General features: G+C 38.4%; 15 protein-coding genes and 1 pseudogene. 8 read left to right on the top strand and 8 right to left on the bottom strand.

Annotated features, from left to right (window positions below):
* The 7 genes from gpJ to HJG58_RS17255 form a co-directional block, all read left to right on the top strand.
* Positions 1-4152 (top strand): TipJ family phage tail tip protein (gpJ, locus tag HJG58_RS17280; RefSeq protein WP_170249683.1); only part of this gene is annotated, 4152 nt, incomplete at its 5' end.
* A complete protein-coding gene (locus HJG58_RS17275; protein ID WP_057047096.1) occupies positions 4152-4331 on the top strand; it encodes a hypothetical protein in 180 nt (59 codons plus the stop codon). The genes gpJ and HJG58_RS17275, both read left to right, overlap by 1 nt.
* 65 nt (positions 4332-4396) lie before the next feature.
* Complete coding sequence (locus HJG58_RS17270; protein ID WP_017394007.1) at positions 4397-4663, top strand: holin; 267 nt, start codon at positions 4397-4399, stop codon at positions 4661-4663.
* Positions 4647-5156 (top strand): endolysin LysAB3, encoded by a 510-nt coding sequence (locus tag HJG58_RS17265; protein ID WP_031997823.1) that lies wholly within the window; start codon positions 4647-4649, stop codon positions 5154-5156. The genes HJG58_RS17270 and HJG58_RS17265 overlap by 17 nt, the downstream gene beginning before the upstream one ends.
* Positions 5156-5524, top strand: coding sequence for a hypothetical protein (locus HJG58_RS17260; protein WP_170249682.1), 369 nt, complete (start codon positions 5156-5158; stop codon positions 5522-5524). The genes HJG58_RS17265 and HJG58_RS17260 overlap by 1 nt, the downstream gene beginning before the upstream one ends.
* Positions 5469-5663: an Rz1-like lysis system protein LysC gene (lysC, locus tag HJG58_RS19225; RefSeq protein WP_456263975.1), complete on the top strand. Its 195-nt coding sequence runs from the start codon at positions 5469-5471 to the stop codon at positions 5661-5663. Before HJG58_RS17260 ends, lysC begins: the two co-directional genes overlap by 56 nt.
* Before the next feature lie 96 nt (positions 5664-5759).
* Positions 5760-5906, top strand: coding sequence for a hypothetical protein (locus HJG58_RS17255; protein ID WP_170249681.1), 147 nt, complete (start codon positions 5760-5762; stop codon positions 5904-5906).
* Between the two features lie 172 nt (positions 5907-6078).
* On the opposite strand, the gene HJG58_RS17250 is transcribed toward HJG58_RS17255, so the two are convergent.
* From HJG58_RS17250 to alaS, 8 genes and pseudogenes are all read right to left on the bottom strand, one after another.
* Positions 6079-6669: a helix-turn-helix domain-containing protein gene (locus tag HJG58_RS17250; RefSeq protein WP_149945226.1), complete on the bottom strand. Its 591-nt coding sequence runs from the start codon at positions 6667-6669 to the stop codon at positions 6079-6081.
* A gap of 45 nt (positions 6670-6714) precedes the next feature.
* On the bottom strand, positions 6715-7179 hold the full coding sequence (locus tag HJG58_RS17245; RefSeq protein ID WP_050444561.1) for a hypothetical protein: 465 nt from the start codon (positions 7177-7179) through the stop codon (positions 6715-6717).
* A 100-nt stretch (positions 7180-7279) separates the two neighbouring features.
* A complete protein-coding gene (locus HJG58_RS17240; protein ID WP_170249680.1) occupies positions 7280-8578 on the bottom strand; it encodes a Y-family DNA polymerase in 1299 nt (432 codons plus the stop codon).
* A 3-nt stretch (positions 8579-8581) separates the two neighbouring features.
* Complete coding sequence (locus HJG58_RS17235) at positions 8582-9076, bottom strand: LexA family protein (RefSeq protein ID WP_114153690.1); 495 nt, start codon at positions 9074-9076, stop codon at positions 8582-8584.
* Between the two features lie 113 nt (positions 9077-9189).
* Positions 9190-9833, bottom strand: a pseudogene (locus tag HJG58_RS17230) (SOS response-associated peptidase).
* Between the two features lie 80 nt (positions 9834-9913).
* Positions 9914-10783, bottom strand: a complete 870-nt coding sequence (locus tag HJG58_RS17225; protein WP_176673656.1) for a hypothetical protein — start codon at positions 10781-10783, stop codon at positions 9914-9916.
* A gap of 259 nt (positions 10784-11042) precedes the next feature.
* Positions 11043-12245, bottom strand: a complete 1203-nt coding sequence (locus tag HJG58_RS17220; RefSeq protein WP_170249677.1) for a tyrosine-type recombinase/integrase — start codon at positions 12243-12245, stop codon at positions 11043-11045.
* Positions 12246-12531: 286 nt separating this feature from the next.
* On the bottom strand, positions 12532-15168 hold the full coding sequence (alaS, locus tag HJG58_RS17215; protein WP_170249685.1) for an alanine--tRNA ligase: 2637 nt from the start codon (positions 15166-15168) through the stop codon (positions 12532-12534).
* A 269-nt stretch (positions 15169-15437) separates the two neighbouring features.
* Between alaS and HJG58_RS17210 the strand changes: the two genes are divergently transcribed.
* Positions 15438-16463 (top strand): type I glyceraldehyde-3-phosphate dehydrogenase, encoded by a 1026-nt coding sequence (locus HJG58_RS17210; protein ID WP_170249676.1) that lies wholly within the window; start codon positions 15438-15440, stop codon positions 16461-16463.
* Positions 16464-16611 lie beyond the last annotated feature (148 nt).

Below are 16611 nucleotides of genomic sequence, written 5' to 3'. Positions count from 1 at the left end.
AGTAATCTTGATCTTGACGCAGTTCGTCTGCGCTTAAAATGGGGACCTTTACGTACTCAGAACGCTACAAATGGTGATGTATCAGGCGTAACGATCGAATACGCAATCGATTTACAGACTGATGGAGGTGTCTGGACTGAAGTACTAAAAACCAAGATTTCAGATAAAACATCTGCAAATTATGAACGTGCTCATCGGATTGATTTGCCTCGTGCAGACTCTGGCTGGCTTGTTCGTGTTCGTAGACTTACACCCAATACAACTTCTGAATATATCAGCGACAAGATGTATATTGCAGCTGTAACAGAAGTGATCGATGCGAAATTACGCTATCCAAAAACAGCATTATTGGGTCTTCAGTATGATGCTGAGACCTTTGGAAATGTTGCTAAAGTTGCAATGGACGCTAAGGGTGAAATTCTTAAAGTACCGACAAATTACAATCCGGTTACACGTCAGTATGTTGGAATGTGGGACGGCACTTTCAAAGAGGCTTATTCTAACAACCCTGCATGGATCTATTACGACATCTGTACAGTTGATCGCTATGCGCTAGGTGACCGCTTAACTCCACTTATGGTTGATAAGTGGTCATTGTACCGATTAGCACAATACTGTGACGAAATGGTACCAGACGGTCTAGGCGGCCAAGAACCACGCTTTACTTGTAATGTTTATCTTCAGAGTGCCGAAGGTGCCTTTGAAATTTTAACGAAATTAGCTGGTGTATTCCGTGCTATCACATTTTGGGATGGTAATAGCATTATTTGTGATGCGGATATTCCCCAAGATACTTATTTCACATATACGCGTGCCAATGTCATTGATGGCAATTTTGAATACTCAGGAACCCGTGCGCGTGATCGCCATAATGTTGTAAAAATTGCGTGGGATAACCCAGCTAATCACTACAAAACTGAATATGAGTTTGTTCGCGATGAAAAGGCGATTGCTGAAGCAGGCCAAGTTCGTATTTTAGAGCTTGACGCTTGGGGTTGTACCTCACGTGGACAAGCGCAGCGAGCAGGATGGTGGGCATTAAAGTCTGAACAATTAGAAACCAGAACTGTTAGTTTTAAAGTTGGTTTGGATGGCCATATTCCGCAGCCAGGAAGAGTTATTGATATTGCAGATCCATTGTTTGCTGGTCGAGCAAACGGTGGACGTGTATCTAAAATATCAGCAGATCGTAAAAGCATTACGCTTGATCGTGACGATGTTGTTGCAGTTGCTGGCGACAGACTGATTATTAATGGCGAGGATGGAAAGGCTCAAACTCGTATTGTTCAATCTATCTCAGGTCGAGTAGTAACTGTTACTCATGAATTTGATGCTATTGCCGCTCAAAATGTATGGGTTATAGATGCCCAAGATTTAGCAACAATGAAGTTTCGAGTGATCTCGATTACTCAAGACGAAAGTCATCAATTTTCAGTTACTGCACTTCAATATAATCCAGCCAAGTTCGATGCCATTGACAAGGGTGCTTATTTTGATGAGGTTCCGATTTCGATTGTGAACCCAACAATTCAGGATCCTGTAACTGATGTCGTAATTACTAGTGAAAGCCGTATTGATCAGGGTATCAATGTGGCGACAATGATTGTGTCCTGGGCGCAGGCTAAGGGCGCGGTTAAATATCAAGTTGAGTGGCGCAAGGATGACGGCAGCTGGATTAAGTTACCAATTACTGGCAACAACTCAGTCGAAGTACCAGGTATTTATGCGGGTCAATATCAAGCACGAGTAACAGCGATTTCAGCATTTGAGATAGCTTCTTTACCAGTTTATTCAACTTTGACTGAACTCTCTGGCAAGCAAGGTTTACCGCCAAAATTGGCATTTATCCAAGCAACAGGTATTTTGTTTGGTATGCGCCTAAATTGGGGCTTCCCTGCAACTGGTGCTCTAGATACAGCTTATACAGAGATTCAGGTTTCACCGGATGGTACTAGCAACATTGCTCAATTGGGCTTATTCGCTTATCCAACAACGACTCATACTCTGCAAGGTTTACAGCCAAATCTGACTCAATTTTATCGGGGGCGTTTGATTGATAGGATTGGAAATATTGGGCCATGGTCGGATTGGACTCATGCGACAACTTCTGCCGATGCAACAGATGTTCTTGAGCTTTTAAATGATCAAATCAGTGAGTCTCAGCTCAACCAGGATCTTAAAACCAAGATTGATCATATTGAGACTATTGATGCTGAAATAGGTCCACTTAAGCAAGATATTCAGAATACGAAAGATCGGATTACACAAGAAGTCATTGATCGTCAAAACGCTATTCAGCAAGCTTCAGATGGCCTTTCACAGCAAATTATTGATGGTGATGAAGGTGTTCTTGAAGTTGTAAATACTGTTAAACAGTCAAGTGATGAGGGAATTGCAGCGGCTCAAGAAAGTATTCGAGTTGTTGCAAATGATCTTTCACTTGTAGCTGAAAAAACGGACGGTGTATATGCACAGCTTAATCCACCTTTGATTGGATCTGAATCAGATTTGATCGGTAATGATCAGGGCTTCGCTGGCACATGGTCTGTTCAATCGGCAATGATTGAAGGAGATCTTGCACTAAGCAAACGTATAGATACCACAGTTGTCGAGGTTAATGATTTACGGGCATACGCCCAGCAAGAGGTTCAAGCTCGAATTGAGGGCGATAAAGTAACAGTTCAAAAGATTGATACTTATATTGCAAGCAATGATAGCGCTCTTGCGACTGTACGCCAGTCGGCACAGGTAGCAGTTGAGCAGTCATCGTCAAATGCTGAGGCGATTGATTTAATTAATCTTGAGCTTGAAGATAAAGCTTCAACGGGACAATTGACGCAAGTTAAGGCGGATATTAAGGATGTTGATGACAAAGTTAATGCCCAAACGATCAGACTTGATGGTGTCTATGCTCAAATTAACCCGCCTTTAATCGGCTCGGAATCTGAGTTAATTGGTAATGAGGGAGGCTATGCGGGCGTCTGGTCTGAACAGTCAGCACGTATTGAAAGTGATCTAGCACAAGCAATTCGCACAGATACAGTTCAGACTGATCTGAACGGCAATAAAGCTGCTGTTCAAGAGGTCACTAAATCAGTCAATGGGCTATATGCACAAAAGTTCATTAAGCTGGATGTGAACGGAAAAATTGCGGGCTGGGGTGGTGCCAATGATGGCGTAGAGTCTCAGTTTATTTTTAACTTTGATTCTATTGCAATCGGAAACGGTAGTAATGGCACTGTTTCATATCCATTTATTTTCCGTACAACCCCTTTTACTGACCCAGTAACAGGCACAGTTTTCCCAGTGGGTGCATACCTAAAAACTGTCATTATAGATTATCAATCCGTCGATACATCTCATATTAAAGACTTGGCTGTACAGCGAGGCAAGATTGCACAATTAGCTGTTGGAAGTGCTCAGATTGATAATCTTGCAGTGACAAGAGGTAAAATTGCTGATCTTGCAGTTGATACTTTAAAGATTGCTGATAATGCCGTAACTGTTCCAGTTTCTGCATTTGCTGAAATTTCAGTGGGTGTTGATACTGAATATGTGACTATTCAGACGTTAAATGTACCGTCAGATATGGGGCATACAGTTTTAACTTTTGGCGCTGTCTTTAGTTTTACTGGCTACAGTCCGAAACAGCAAGTTTATTGTCGTGTTCTCAAAAATGATCAAGTCGTTTTTGAGGATCTGGAAGTTCACTTCATTGAACATACTTCAGTGGCTTCTATTACCGATGCAAATGGCATGCACAATCATAATGGTTCTGCTGTTAGTGTTTCGGGTAATACCGGGCAAGATGGTTCGCATAGTCATAGCTACAATGTGAATGGTACGACTGGCTCGACAAATGCAGGAGGTACATTTCACAGTCACTCATTCAGTGCAAATGGAAACACAAACAGTGGTGGGTCACACAGCCATACTGTTAGTTTAAATGGCAACGTGACTATGTCTGATGGTGGTGAACATAGACATAACATTTTAGTGACTGGTAACTCGCGTAGTGCTGGAACAATTAATATTTCAAGACACGATTCAACAGGAATAGCGGGGACATTCAAATTGCAATTGAGAGTTGTTGCTGGTGGTTCCATGAATGTGTCTCAACGTTATATTCATGCAATGACGATGAGGAAGTAATGGCATATTTTGCAGTTTATGAGGTTGAAACTGGTGAAATACAAAACTTAATTGAGTGCCCTCAGTTTCTAGCTGAAACAATTCATCTTGAAGAGGGGCAACAGTTTTTAGAAGTAGATCACCAGATATCAGCAAATAAGTATTTAGTTAAAAATGATGAGTTAGTTTTAAGAGATTAACTCATCCAATAGTTATGAAGCACCCTAAATTGGGTGCTTTTTTATTGCCGAAATTAGGGGGCTGCATGGCAGACAATCAGCAAATTATAGATACATCGACCGCTTTGGCGGCCAGTAAGGGTGCAACATACGGGGGAAGTGTGGCAGGAGCAGTTTCGGCGTGGATCGGGTCAATCGATTTAGCATTTTGGGTCAGTATCATCATTGGTTTAGCTGGTTTTTTAATGAACTGGTATTACGCCAAAAAGAAAAATAAGCGCGATGAAATTGCACTGAAAGCTTATTTAGAAAGCTTAGAAAAGAAAGGTGACTGTAATGTCAAACAAGACTAAATATATCGCAGCATTCTTAGCAGCTTCGGCTGCTTTTTTTGTGGGCGTAAAAAATGATGAAGGGTTTACATCAAAGCCAGTGATACCCGTTAAAGGGGATCGTCCAACACAGGGCCATGGTTCAACATTCAAACCAGATGGCTCACCCGTAAAAATGACAGATCCACCAATTACACGAGCGACCGCAGATAAATGGTTGCGTAATGATGTGGCTAAACGTGAAGTGGCATTTAAAGATTCATTGAAGGGCGTGAAATTATCACAAACTGAATATGACCTTTACTTGGATTTTTCATATCAGTACGGGGTACCAACATTCGCAAAATCATCAATGCTTAAACACTTGAAAGCTGGTCAATATAAAGCGGCTTGCGACTCATTACTTAAATATAAGTACGTTGCAAAGCGCGATTGCTCTATTCGTAAAAATGGATGCTATGGCGTCTGGACTAGACAGCTTGAAAGACATGCTAAATGTATAGGAGCGCAGTGATGTGGATTGTATTTGCTGCTAAATATTGGCGAGAAATCATTATTGGGTTTCTCGCTTTTTTATTGGCCATATCTTTGGCCGTACTCAATTACAAAACTGGTCAGCTAAAAGAAGCTGAACAAAAGTGTCAATCTCAGATCCAAGAGATTGAGCGCAAGAATTTGAAAGCCCTTGCAGAAAAGCAAAATCAGATCAATAAAGTGAGCGCAGACTATGAACAAGTCAAAGCAGAGCAAAACACCAAAGTCGAATATATTGAGCGTGAAGTGCAAAAGATCGTGGAGCGTCCTGTTTATAAGTCTAGCTGTGTTGATGATGACGGGGTGCAGCAAATCAATGAACTCATTAAAGCCGGTAATACCAGCTAATCTTATTCAACCATGCCCTAATTTAAATGAAATTAAGGGCACAACTGGCAAAGATTTAATGATCTGGTCAGTTGATACAGTTGCAAAATATAATGACTGCAAAGCAAGACACGGTGCGATTGTGAAGGCTCTTGAGTAAGAGCCTTTATTAATGTGCAATTATTTGCTCAATAATCTGGATAATTGCACATTTTGAGCAAAGTTTTTCTCATCTCATATTCTCTCGAGGTTTTTCATGCAGCAATTAATGATTATGGTCACAGAAGTTGGAAAGCTTGAGCACACATGTAATTTGCTTGCTGAGGTAAACAAAGGCGGTAAAGTTATGAAAGGTCTAGTTCGTCGTCAAGAAGCAGAGCGAGCACTCTTTTTAAAGAAGTAACTTATATGTGCAAACGTACCAAAGTTGCATCGATCATCACATTGCTGTGCCTCCTTTTCTCAGGTTGCACAGCTCACACAATTAACACGTCTGTAAATGTTGGGATTTGTGTTAAAGCCCTTTGAGTAGGGCTTTTATTGAGAAATTATTTGCTCATTTTTAATAAAATTAATTAATTTTGAGCAAATTTATTCTCAATTTCTTTAGTTCTTTCAATTAGAAAGGTTTCATCTAAATTAAACTCTTTAGCTAACTTCATATTTTTAAAATAAGACAATGCACAGTCTTCAGCTAAACTAAGATCAAGATTTCCATTTATATCTCGAATGCAAATATTGAAGTCTATAGCATCTTTAATTACTAGCAGATCAGCAAAAGTATCGTTTGGATATTCTGAACCTAATCTTGCATATTCTTTTTTATATGCTTTTAGCAATGTCATGATTTCATCATCTGACATAGCATACAGATATTCAGAAAATTCATCTTGAATATAAGCCTTACCTTTACGTTTCATTTCTTCAACAATAATCAAGTGACGTTGTTCTTTAATTTCAACTAAGGCGCCTTGTAAGCCCATCAAGCGTGATTCAATGATCTTTTGAATATTGGCCCAAATGCCAACTGGAATAGGTTTCTTTCCAGTCATCCAGTCAGTTATCGTTGGTCGAGCGACTGGCAATGCATCTGCCAAAGATGCTTTCCATGCATTACCAAATGCAGCAATTCCTAGCTTTTCAAGCAATTCAATCTGATTGATCATAACTAAACCTATAATATGTTGCCTGCTCGTAAGCAGGCATAAAAATTATTCTGCATTGAGTTCTTTAACTTTATTTTGAATATCTATGCTTGAAAGCATCCACTCTTTGAATTGATTTTCTTCATCATCAGAAAGATTGAGGCCATAATCATTTTCTTTATCGATAACTTCAAAATAAGTTCCATAATCAGCATGAAGACGATTTATTTCTTTTTCGAATTGAACTTGAACAATACGACCATCTTTTAACTCAACAACAAAACCGTTTAAATCATCGTTATATTCAACTTCTGAAACTTCAATTGTTTCTTTTTTTGGCAAGTGTGCTTTAACGAATTCAATGATTTCAGCTTCATTTCCTGATTTGAAAACTTGTTTTCCATTAATAGCAACAACAGCTTCTTCGCCTGACCAGTGAAGGCTTACTGAAATATCGCCATTTGATAAGCCATTTAAGCCAGCTTCTTTTGTGAAGCCTAAAGTTTCTAAGTTAGTCATTAATGTTTTCATTTTTAAAGCCCTTTGCTTTTTGACTGATGACCTGTTCATCTGTCTATGAGTTAATAATGGACTAATTATAATTAGTCGTCAATATCTGTTTGCATTATTTTTAATCTTTTATCGTTAATAATTCATCCCACCTAAAAGGATTTCTACTCAATTTATCCCGCGACATTGTCCAATTACGACCTGGCACATAGCAGGGACCTACACCAATCTTTTTCTTTCCGAATTTGCTGTGAATACCGTCCATTGCTTGCATCAAACATTCCTTTTTCTCTATTTGTTTAAAATCAGTTAATAGGTCATAAGTATGGCCAGACTTTGGTTCTAAACATGTCAGCACTACACCGCACTTCTTATATTTAATTCCTTCTTTGTAGATATCGTTTAACATCCTCGTAGCTGCTTTGACAAAATCTACTGCACAGTCAGTCGGTTCTGAAAAAGAGCCTGTAATAGATTTATTGTAAAAAGGCACATTCGGATCGAAAGGATTTGACTGTACAAAAGCAATCATGCATCCGCATAGTAACCCTTCATCGCGCAAGCGTTTACATGCATCTTGAGCATACATAGAGATAGCTTCTTTAAGATCCGTTAATTCAGTTACGCGACCACCGAAAGACCGGCTTGCAACTATTTGCTGTTTTGAGGGTGGGGTGTGCTCGATCTCAATGCATGAGATACCTTGAAGTTCATAGATAGTACGAGCCATAACAATCGAGAAATTTTTCTGCATCTCGCGCGGCTCAGCACAAGCTAAATCAAGCACCGTATTAATTCCCATACCTTGCAGCTTTTTAGAGTGCTTACGGCCAACGCCCCAAACTTCAGATACTTCAATTAATGAGAAATAATATTCTTTATTGCAAGGATCCATATTCACTAAATCGCAAACGCTGTTAAAGCCGGGATTTTTCTTTGCAATGTGATTTGCAATCTTTGCTTCTGTTTTACTTCTGCCGATTCCTACGCATACAGGTAAGCCTAGCCATTTCCATATTTGCTGGCGCATTTGCTGCCCGACTTTTTCTAAATCAAAGTTCTTTTCATAAGCTGTGAAATCTACAAAGCACTCATCAATCGAGTACGGTTCAACTTCTTCATCTGTAACATACGAAGCAAGGATCGTATGAAAGCGCCGTGACATTTCAGCATACATTGCATAGTTGCTTGAAAGAACGATTACGTTATGTTGCTGAACAATGTCTTTAATTTGAAAAAGCGGCACACCCATTTTTATATTTAAGGATTTTGCCTCATTGCTACGCGCCACAGCGCACCCATCGTTATTTGACAAAACAATAACGGGCTTATTATTCAAACTTGGGTCAAAGACTCTCTCACATGAAACGTACATGTTATTTACATCGATGAGAAAAAATACTTTGTTCTCATGTTTCATGACTTAATGCCGGGTCATTTTAATGATATGAGTGACAACGCCCCAGATAATCAGTTCTTGGCCGTCCGCTAAATAAATATTTTTATAATCCGGATTTTCTGCTTTTAACCATTTTCCTTTTTCATCGATCATTAAACGTTTAACTGTGAATTCATTGTCAATTAGTGCAATAACGATATCGCCGTGCTTTGCATCAAGACTACGATCCACAATCAATTCATCATCAATATCTATGCCCGCATTGAGCATTGATAGTGATGCAACTTTGACAATAAACGTTGAAGTTGCGTTTTTGATTAAGTGCTCATTCATATCGAGCGCTTTATCGACATAATCTTGTGCTGGGGAGGGGAAACCAGCGGAAATCTTTTCTAAAGCATAAGGGACAAGCATGTGAGTTGATGGTACAACTAGCTTGATAGACATAACCTCAGATAAAACAAAACCTTTTTGAAGGTATGGCTTTATCTGGATAATGGATGGTGCAATTTCGCTCATATGTTTCCCTAACTTGATTTTGTAACATATTCAAGATGATATTCTAGAGATGAGCTTAAATTCAAATTTAAAAAGCTGTGGATAAACAAATAGAAGTCAAAAATTGACGTCTGTCATGGTGTATTTGGTCGGAAATTCTTCAGTTCTGATCGAGGTTGAGCGGTGAATTCATCAACTGGCATATCTAGGAAAAACTCCTTTGCTTCCTCATGTTTACAGTGAATCCAGTCTTGCCTTAATTCTGGTGGAATAACAATAATAGAGCGCTTTTCATCAGTAGGCGCATGGAATTGCTTCATGAAAGGGTGGTGGTCGGAATTAATGGTGAGCATGCTCATAGACCTGATTTCTTCACCGTTCACTACTGCATATTCGTAAATGCCGGCGATAGTGAAAGGCATATCATCTTTGCGATAAATTCCCCACCATTCAGGCTTGTTATTTATATACTTCGGTTCAAATATCACATCTGCAGGAATTAAACAGAATTGGTTTTTCTTCCATGCATTTTTAAAACTAGGCTTTTCGTGAACTGTTTCAGTTCTTGCGTTATAAGTATTGTGGACCTTTTTAAGATCTTTAACCCATGAGGCTACTAGACCAAAACGAGCTAAGCGCCATTCCATCTGCTCTTTTTTTGAGAATAAGAGAGGGCTTCATAGTTGGGATAAATGTGAGATTTATATTCAAATGTTGGCTCAAACAGATCCAGTAAGTGAATTCTAGCTTTGGCTATAGGTTCATAGTTTGAGCACATCACACCGATCCTTTTACTGTAACTCAATTTAACAGATATAAGATGTTATTATCTATTAAAAGTGTAAATATAAAAAATAATTACGCTCTCATTCTGTCTTTTATTATAATATTTATTTCTTGATTATAAGTAATCATTAAATCATAAAATTCTTTATAGTTTAAGTATTTAGTAGTTTTTGAATTACTAGTTTTATCTATTTCTTCGAGAAAACCTGCATTTCTATAACTTCTTATTAATATCAAATAATAATTATCAATTAACTTTTCCTTTGGATCACCACTCGCAAAGTAAGGATAAACTATAGTAGCATCACTCCAGCCAGAATTACTAATAACTTTTAATTCATCATATATTCGTGAATATATATTAGTAGTGAAATCTTTGTTGAAATATAATAAATCTTTAGCCATTTCATAATATTCATTTACTAGGTCTGCAAGTCTTAGCTCATGCTTGTTATAGTCAAGATATCTTTTTATATGTATATTAAAGTCTTCAAGGTATTTATTTTCTATTTCAATTGGAGTTCTATATATAGAGTGGGAAAGATAATAACTATTGGTGCTATTGTAAATATCATGTATACCAATAATTTTTTTACAAATAAAATCAATTTCGTTTTGAAATCGACACAAGTTCTCATCACATTCTTTTAATAATTCTACATCTGTCTCAAAGTTTTTCTGTTCTTTCCATGCATCATATGCATAAATAACTACAAAGCTTGCATATAAAGTTGCAACAACTCCTAACATTGAAAGATATAAAGTCATATAGTCTTTAATTGTAGAATTGTCCTTTGCAAGAGATGGCATGAAACTGCCACTCCAAAAAAAATTAATAATTATTGTTCCTACTAATATAAGCAACCCTAAAAATCCAAATGCAAAGATTAAAAGGTGATTCTTTACTAGATTTCTCAGATAACTTTTTAATGAATATTTCATAAATAAACCTTTAAGATATTTTTTGAATAATAATGCTTTAATAAAATAGATAAATAATATTTACTTAAAACTTTCAATTAGAAGTAAGACCTGGTTAGGATTCCTGTAAATCATTACGTTCAGCTTATTATCGTGCTCATAACTATATAATTATTTCTTAAACCAAGAGACCATCCTGACTCTTTAAAGAATGGTTCCCCATACTTAATTGTGTGCTCGATATAAAAGTAAACCCAATCTTTCATTTCTTAATTCTCAATTATTTAGTAAGTAATTTAATTTTTTCTAACCATTTTGCATATGCTTCAGTTTGCTGGGGTAGGTACTCATAATAATCATATGTGCCTTGTTCACCAGACATTACATGGCCAATCATGAGTTGTGCAACATCACGCGATGTAAATGCACTGAAATTAGTACGAGCAGTTCTTCGTAGATCATGAAGCGACCAATGTTTCATGTGATAATCATGATGTCTTCTAAGGCGTTCCATTACATAACCAGGCAATGAATTTGAAGAACCATGGCTCATAGGGGTTGCTTCACTGTCATTAGTTAAGAAGTACTCACATGTGCTGTATTCAAAAGCCTCGACAATTAATGCCTCCATTTCAGGCAAAATAGGGCGAATAATTTCACGGCCAGTTTTCTTGCCAGTCTTATTGTTTACTACAGGAACAACCCATACTTTTCTTTTTAAATCGAAATCTGTCTTTTTAGCTTTTCTGAGTTCGCCATTTCTACAACCAAACATTAAACATAGTTTTAGGAAAATTTTGTTTTTAGGCAAAATATTTGATTCTTCAATAGCCATCAAAACCATTTTGATTTCTTCATCAGAAAGAAATCTGGTTCCTCTATTTCTCTCAATGCCCAAATCTTCCTTGGCATAAATGTCGGATAAAACATTTACTTCAAGTAACTGTCTCTTTTTAGCCCACTTAAGAACCTGTTTTGCATTCGTTAAAACCCGATCTGCAATAGAAGGTACTTCATCAGCTAGTTCCTCAAGTAAAGCTAACCATTGTTGCAAGGTGATTCTGTCAACTGGTAAATCGCCAACCTCAGGAATTACATGTTGTTCAAAGGTATTCTTAATTTGTTGGGCAGAAGTTTTCTTTTTCAGGCAATAACTTTCATACCAATCATTAAAAACCTCTTCAAATGTGCTTGCATCAATATATTTTTGCTGCTGTACACGAACCTCAACTTTAGGGTTCATTCCTTTATCTAAAAGCGACCGCATTTCGCCAGCTTTCATGCGTGCATCTTTGAGTGACATATGAGGGTAGGTGCCCAGATCTAAGCGTTCGGCTTTTCCAGCAAAACGGTACCGAAGCTGAAAAACAATTTTCCCTTTAGGTGAGATCCTGACACTCATTGAGTCCCGATCTGCTATTTCTTCAACTTTATCACGTGCCTTGCCGTTATTAGCTTTCAGCCACACTTCAGTTAAAGCCATAGTCCACCTGTGTACATAATTTTGGTCAAGTAAGAGATAAGTGCGAATATGTACACGTATGTGTACATAATTGATAGGGCTTATTCTGTCCTAAAATGTCTTAGTGTGTCTATATTAAAAATGGGGGAAATATTGAGAAATAAGGCTTTTATTGTAGTTTTTGTCTTAGTGTGTCTTGGAGTGGCTAAATGGCATTAATTCTTTTGAACGATTAATGCCATAGTTGTTCCATATAAGCCATGACCCTGAGAGGCTTTTCAGGGTCAGTTACACAAAAAGTGAAGTCTTATTTTTGTTCAAGCCATGCAGGCAATGCTGCGATAACTTGTCCAAACTTCTCGTTAAGTGGCGCGCCACCTTGTGCTAAGTCAGGTTTACCACCACCTTTACCATCTAACTCGGTTGCTAGATGTTTGATGATGTCACCTGCTTTTAGAGTTGCAGTGTATTGTGATGCAACTGAAGCAAGTAGGCTAACTTTGTCACCCTCTACACCAGCTAAAACAATAACTGCATTCTCTAATTTCGATTTAACACTGTCATGTAAGTTGCGAAGTGATTTTGCATCTACGCCTTGAACAGTGGTAATAAGCGTTTGACGACCAGCAATGGTTTGTACCTGATCAATCAATTCTGACGCTTGGAAGTTTGCCAATTTCTGATTGAGCTGTTCAATCTGTTTTTGTAATGCAGAAACCAATTCAACATTGGCTTGTACACGCTCAACAGTTTGGTCTTTCTGTGCTTTTAATAAGCCATTAATGTGCTGGATATCAGCATCAGTTTTTTGTACTACATCTAGCGCTTTAGTACCTGTAACAGCTTCAATACGGCGTACACCAGCAGCTACACCACCTTCTGAAGTGATTTTGAATAAACCAATATCACCTGTACGTTTAACGTGAATACCACCACATAGTTCAATTGAGAAGTTTTTCTCATCAATAATTGAACCCATAGAAAGTACACGTACTTCATCACCGTATTTTTCACCAAACAACATCATGGCACCTTTAGCTTTTGCAGCTTCGATATCAAGAAGTTCGGTTGTTACAGCACTGTTTGCAATAATTTCTGCATTCACTAAACGTTCAACTTGTTGTAACTGTTCAAAAGTTACAGGTTGGTCATTAGCAAAGTCGAAACGTAAGATATCGCTTGCAACTAGAGAACCTTTTTGTTGTACATGTGAACCTAAGATTTGACGAAGGGCAGCATGTAATAGGTGAGTTGCAGAGTGGTTACGTGCAGTTGCTTCACGAATGTCTGCTTTAACAATCGCTTCAACATTTTGATCGGCTTTAAGACTACCAACGGTCACAATACCTTGATGAACAAAGGCACCACCTGACTTTTTAGTATCTTGAACTTCAAAAATACCAGTTTCATTTTTGAAGATACCAGTGTCGCCAATCTGACCACCACTTTCAGCATAGAAAGGAGTTTGGTTTAAAACGATAAGCGCTTCATCACCTTCAGAAACTTCGTCAACTTGGACGCCATCTTTATAGATCGCTACAATTTGACCTTGACCAGTGGTGTTGATGTAACCATCAAACTGAGTTTCGCCTTCAACTTTTACAATATTGTTGTAATCAACTGCAAACTTACCAGCATCACGAGCACGTTGACGCTGTGCTGCCATTTCTACTTCAAAACCAGCTTCATCAATAATAAAGTCACGTTCACGTGCAATATCAGCAGTTAAGTCTGTCGGGAAACCATAAGTGTCGTAAAGTTTAAATACAGTCGCACCAGGAATCGTTTTATCTTTTAATTGAGCAAGTTCGCCTTCAAGTAGTTTCAAGCCTTGCTCAAGTGTTTTAGCAAACTGTTCTTCTTCACGAATTAAAGTTGCTTCAATCACGTCTTTACGCGCTGCAAGCTCTGGATATGCATCACCCATAACTTCAATTAAAGGTTGCAACATTTTGTAGAAGAACGTACCAGTTGCACCAAGTTTATTTCCGTGACGAACAGCACGGCGGATAATACGGCGAAGTACATAACCACGACCTTCATTGCTTGGGTTCACACCATCAGCAATGAGGAAACAGCATGAGCGCGCATGGTCTGCAACAACACGTAAAGAAGGCTGACCTTGGTCTTCAATACCAATAATATTTGCAGCAGCTTTTAATAAGTGTTGGAACAGGTCAATGTCGTAGTTTGAATTAACATGTTGCAATACAGCAGAGATACGCTCTAAGCCCATACCTGTATCAACAGATGGAGCAGGAAGAGGGTGAAGCACGCCATCAGCAGTACGGTTAAACTGCATGAAAACGTTGTTCCAGATTTCAATGAAACGGTCACCGTCTTCTTCAGGTGAGCCTGGTAAACCACCCCAAATGTGATCACCATGGTCAAAGAAAATCTCAGAACATGGACCACATGGGCCAGTATCACCCATTGCCCAGAAGTTATCAGATGCGTATTTTTCGCCCTTATTATCACCAATACGGATAATACGTTCTGGTGCTAAACCGATTTCTTTGTTCCAGATGTCGTAAGCTTCGTCATCGGTGTGGTAAACCGTGGCATAAAGTTTATCTTTTGGTAAAGCAAGCCATTGTTCGCTGGTTAAAAATTCCCATGCGAATTTAAGTGCATCACGTTTGAAGTAATCACCGAATGAGAAGTTACCTAACATTTCAAAGAATGTATGGTGACGTGCAGTGTAGCCAACGTTATCTAAGTCATTGTGTTTACCGCCAGCGCGTACACATTTTTGTGATGTGGTCGCACGCACATAGTCACGTTTCTCGAGACCTAAAAAGCAGTCTTTAAACTGGTTCATCCCAGCATTTGTAAATAATAAAGTTGGGTCGTTGGCAGGAACAAGAGAACTCGACGCGATACGTGTATGCCCTTGCGTTTCAAAGTAGCGCAAAAATGCTTCACGAATTTCAGCAGATGTCATTAAACGAGTACTCACAACCAAGTCACTCCATATTTTCGAATTTGGCTAAATGTATCAATGCCTGTTTGTTTTATGCCAAACCTTGCATGTGATACGGGGCTTATTTTTTAAAAACGCTAAATTGTAGCGGAAAAACCCCACCGAACCAACGATTTTAAAAGGAATATCTTACAAAACTGTGATTTGGCTAAAAATCTATATTCAACTAGCCTTGACGTGCTTTACTATATGCCTTCTTTAATTTGTAGTTTTGTTGATAAGGATAGGTCATGCAACGTATCGCCATTAATGGGTTCGGTCGGATTGGACGTAATGTTTTACGCGCCTGGTTCGAAAGCCCAAAACAATTTCATTTTGAAATCGTGGCGATTAACGATATAGCAGATGTCCAGACATTAGTGCATTTATTTAAATATGATTCTACGCACGGCCGCTTCAATGGAAATGTAGATATATTGATTGAAAATGAAAAAGTTTTTTTGAATATTCAGTCAAATCAGCGAACGCTAAAAGTTGAGGTTTTAAAGCAGAAACAACCAGAACTTTTACCATGGTCTAGTTTAGATATTGATGTGGTACTTGAGTGTACAGGACTGTTCCGTTCTCATGCGGATGCAACACGTCATCTACAAGCAGGGGCGAAGCGGGTCATTATTGGGGCAGCACCTTTTGATCATGTCGATGCAGCCATTGTTTATGGTGTGAACCACAATGAAGTCAAAGTGACTGATCAAATCATTTCGAGTGTGTCGTGTACTACTCAAGCTTTGGTTCCATTAGTCAAAATCATTGATGATGCTTTTGGTATTGAAACCGCACTTATGACAGAAATTCATGCGGTAACGGCAGATCAATCAGTTCTTGACCACGCACATCGTGATTTACGACGTGCTAGAGCTTCAGGGCAAAATATTATCCCGACCACGTCTAGTGCGCTTGGTGCATTAAAACGTGTTATGCCTAAGATGGAAGACCGTATTGATGGTTATTCAATTCGGGTACCGACTATTAATGTAGCTGCAATTGACTTAACTTTTATCGCGCAATCTCCAATTACTGTGCATCACCTTAATGAAATACTAATTAAAGCCTCTCAAACAGATTATGTAGAAATTATGTCGGTAACAGATGAGCCTTTAGTTTCAAGTGATTTTAATCATTCACCTTATTCACTCATCGTTGATTTAACTCAGACGATGGTTGTTGGCCATCAAGCTAAAGTATTCGCTTGGTATGATAATGAATGGGGCTATGCAAACCGATTATTGGATTTGTGCGATTCTTTCAAAAGTTAAGTTTGGTTAACTGGCAACAAGGGGATAGCTCAGATATTGGCCCATTCTTTGGTCGAAGAACTTTTGCTTATGATATGAGAGAATGATGGCAAGATATTGAATATTATTGTTAATTTATGAAATCTTCTTTTTGACTTTAGAGTTTATT

Source organism: Acinetobacter geminorum, from assembly GCF_013009345.1.
In the GTDB taxonomy this organism is placed as follows: domain Bacteria; phylum Pseudomonadota; class Gammaproteobacteria; order Pseudomonadales; family Moraxellaceae; genus Acinetobacter; species Acinetobacter geminorum.
Note: the sequence above shows the minus strand (reverse complement) of the source record. Positions and strands in the feature narration are given on the sequence as shown.

Excerpts from the sequence above, each read along its gene's own strand:
- HJG58_RS17275 (WP_057047096.1), top strand. The coding sequence starts at position 4,152 with ATGGCATATTTTGCAGTTTATGAGGTTGAAACTGGTGAAATACAAAAC.
- HJG58_RS17270 (WP_017394007.1), top strand. The coding sequence starts at position 4,397 with ATGGCAGACAATCAGCAAATTATAGATACATCGACCGCTTTGGCGGCC.
- HJG58_RS17265 (WP_031997823.1), top strand. The coding sequence starts at position 4,647 with ATGTCAAACAAGACTAAATATATCGCAGCATTCTTAGCAGCTTCGGCT.
- HJG58_RS17260 (WP_170249682.1), top strand. The coding sequence starts at position 5,156 with ATGTGGATTGTATTTGCTGCTAAATATTGGCGAGAAATCATTATTGGG.
- lysC (WP_456263975.1), top strand. The coding sequence starts at position 5,469 with ATGATGACGGGGTGCAGCAAATCAATGAACTCATTAAAGCCGGTAATA.
- HJG58_RS17255 (WP_170249681.1), top strand. The coding sequence starts at position 5,760 with ATGCAGCAATTAATGATTATGGTCACAGAAGTTGGAAAGCTTGAGCAC.
- HJG58_RS17250 (WP_149945226.1), bottom strand. The coding sequence starts at position 6,669 with ATGATCAATCAGATTGAATTGCTTGAAAAGCTAGGAATTGCTGCATTT.
- HJG58_RS17245 (WP_050444561.1), bottom strand. The coding sequence starts at position 7,179 with ATGAAAACATTAATGACTAACTTAGAAACTTTAGGCTTCACAAAAGAA.
- HJG58_RS17240 (WP_170249680.1), bottom strand. The coding sequence starts at position 8,578 with ATGAAACATGAGAACAAAGTATTTTTTCTCATCGATGTAAATAACATG.
- HJG58_RS17235 (WP_114153690.1), bottom strand. The coding sequence starts at position 9,076 with ATGAGCGAAATTGCACCATCCATTATCCAGATAAAGCCATACCTTCAA.
- HJG58_RS17225 (WP_176673656.1), bottom strand. The coding sequence starts at position 10,783 with ATGAAATATTCATTAAAAAGTTATCTGAGAAATCTAGTAAAGAATCAC.
- HJG58_RS17220 (WP_170249677.1), bottom strand. The coding sequence starts at position 12,245 with ATGGCTTTAACTGAAGTGTGGCTGAAAGCTAATAACGGCAAGGCACGT.
- alaS (WP_170249685.1), bottom strand. The coding sequence starts at position 15,168 with ATGACATCTGCTGAAATTCGTGAAGCATTTTTGCGCTACTTTGAAACG.
- HJG58_RS17210 (WP_170249676.1), top strand. The coding sequence starts at position 15,438 with ATGCAACGTATCGCCATTAATGGGTTCGGTCGGATTGGACGTAATGTT.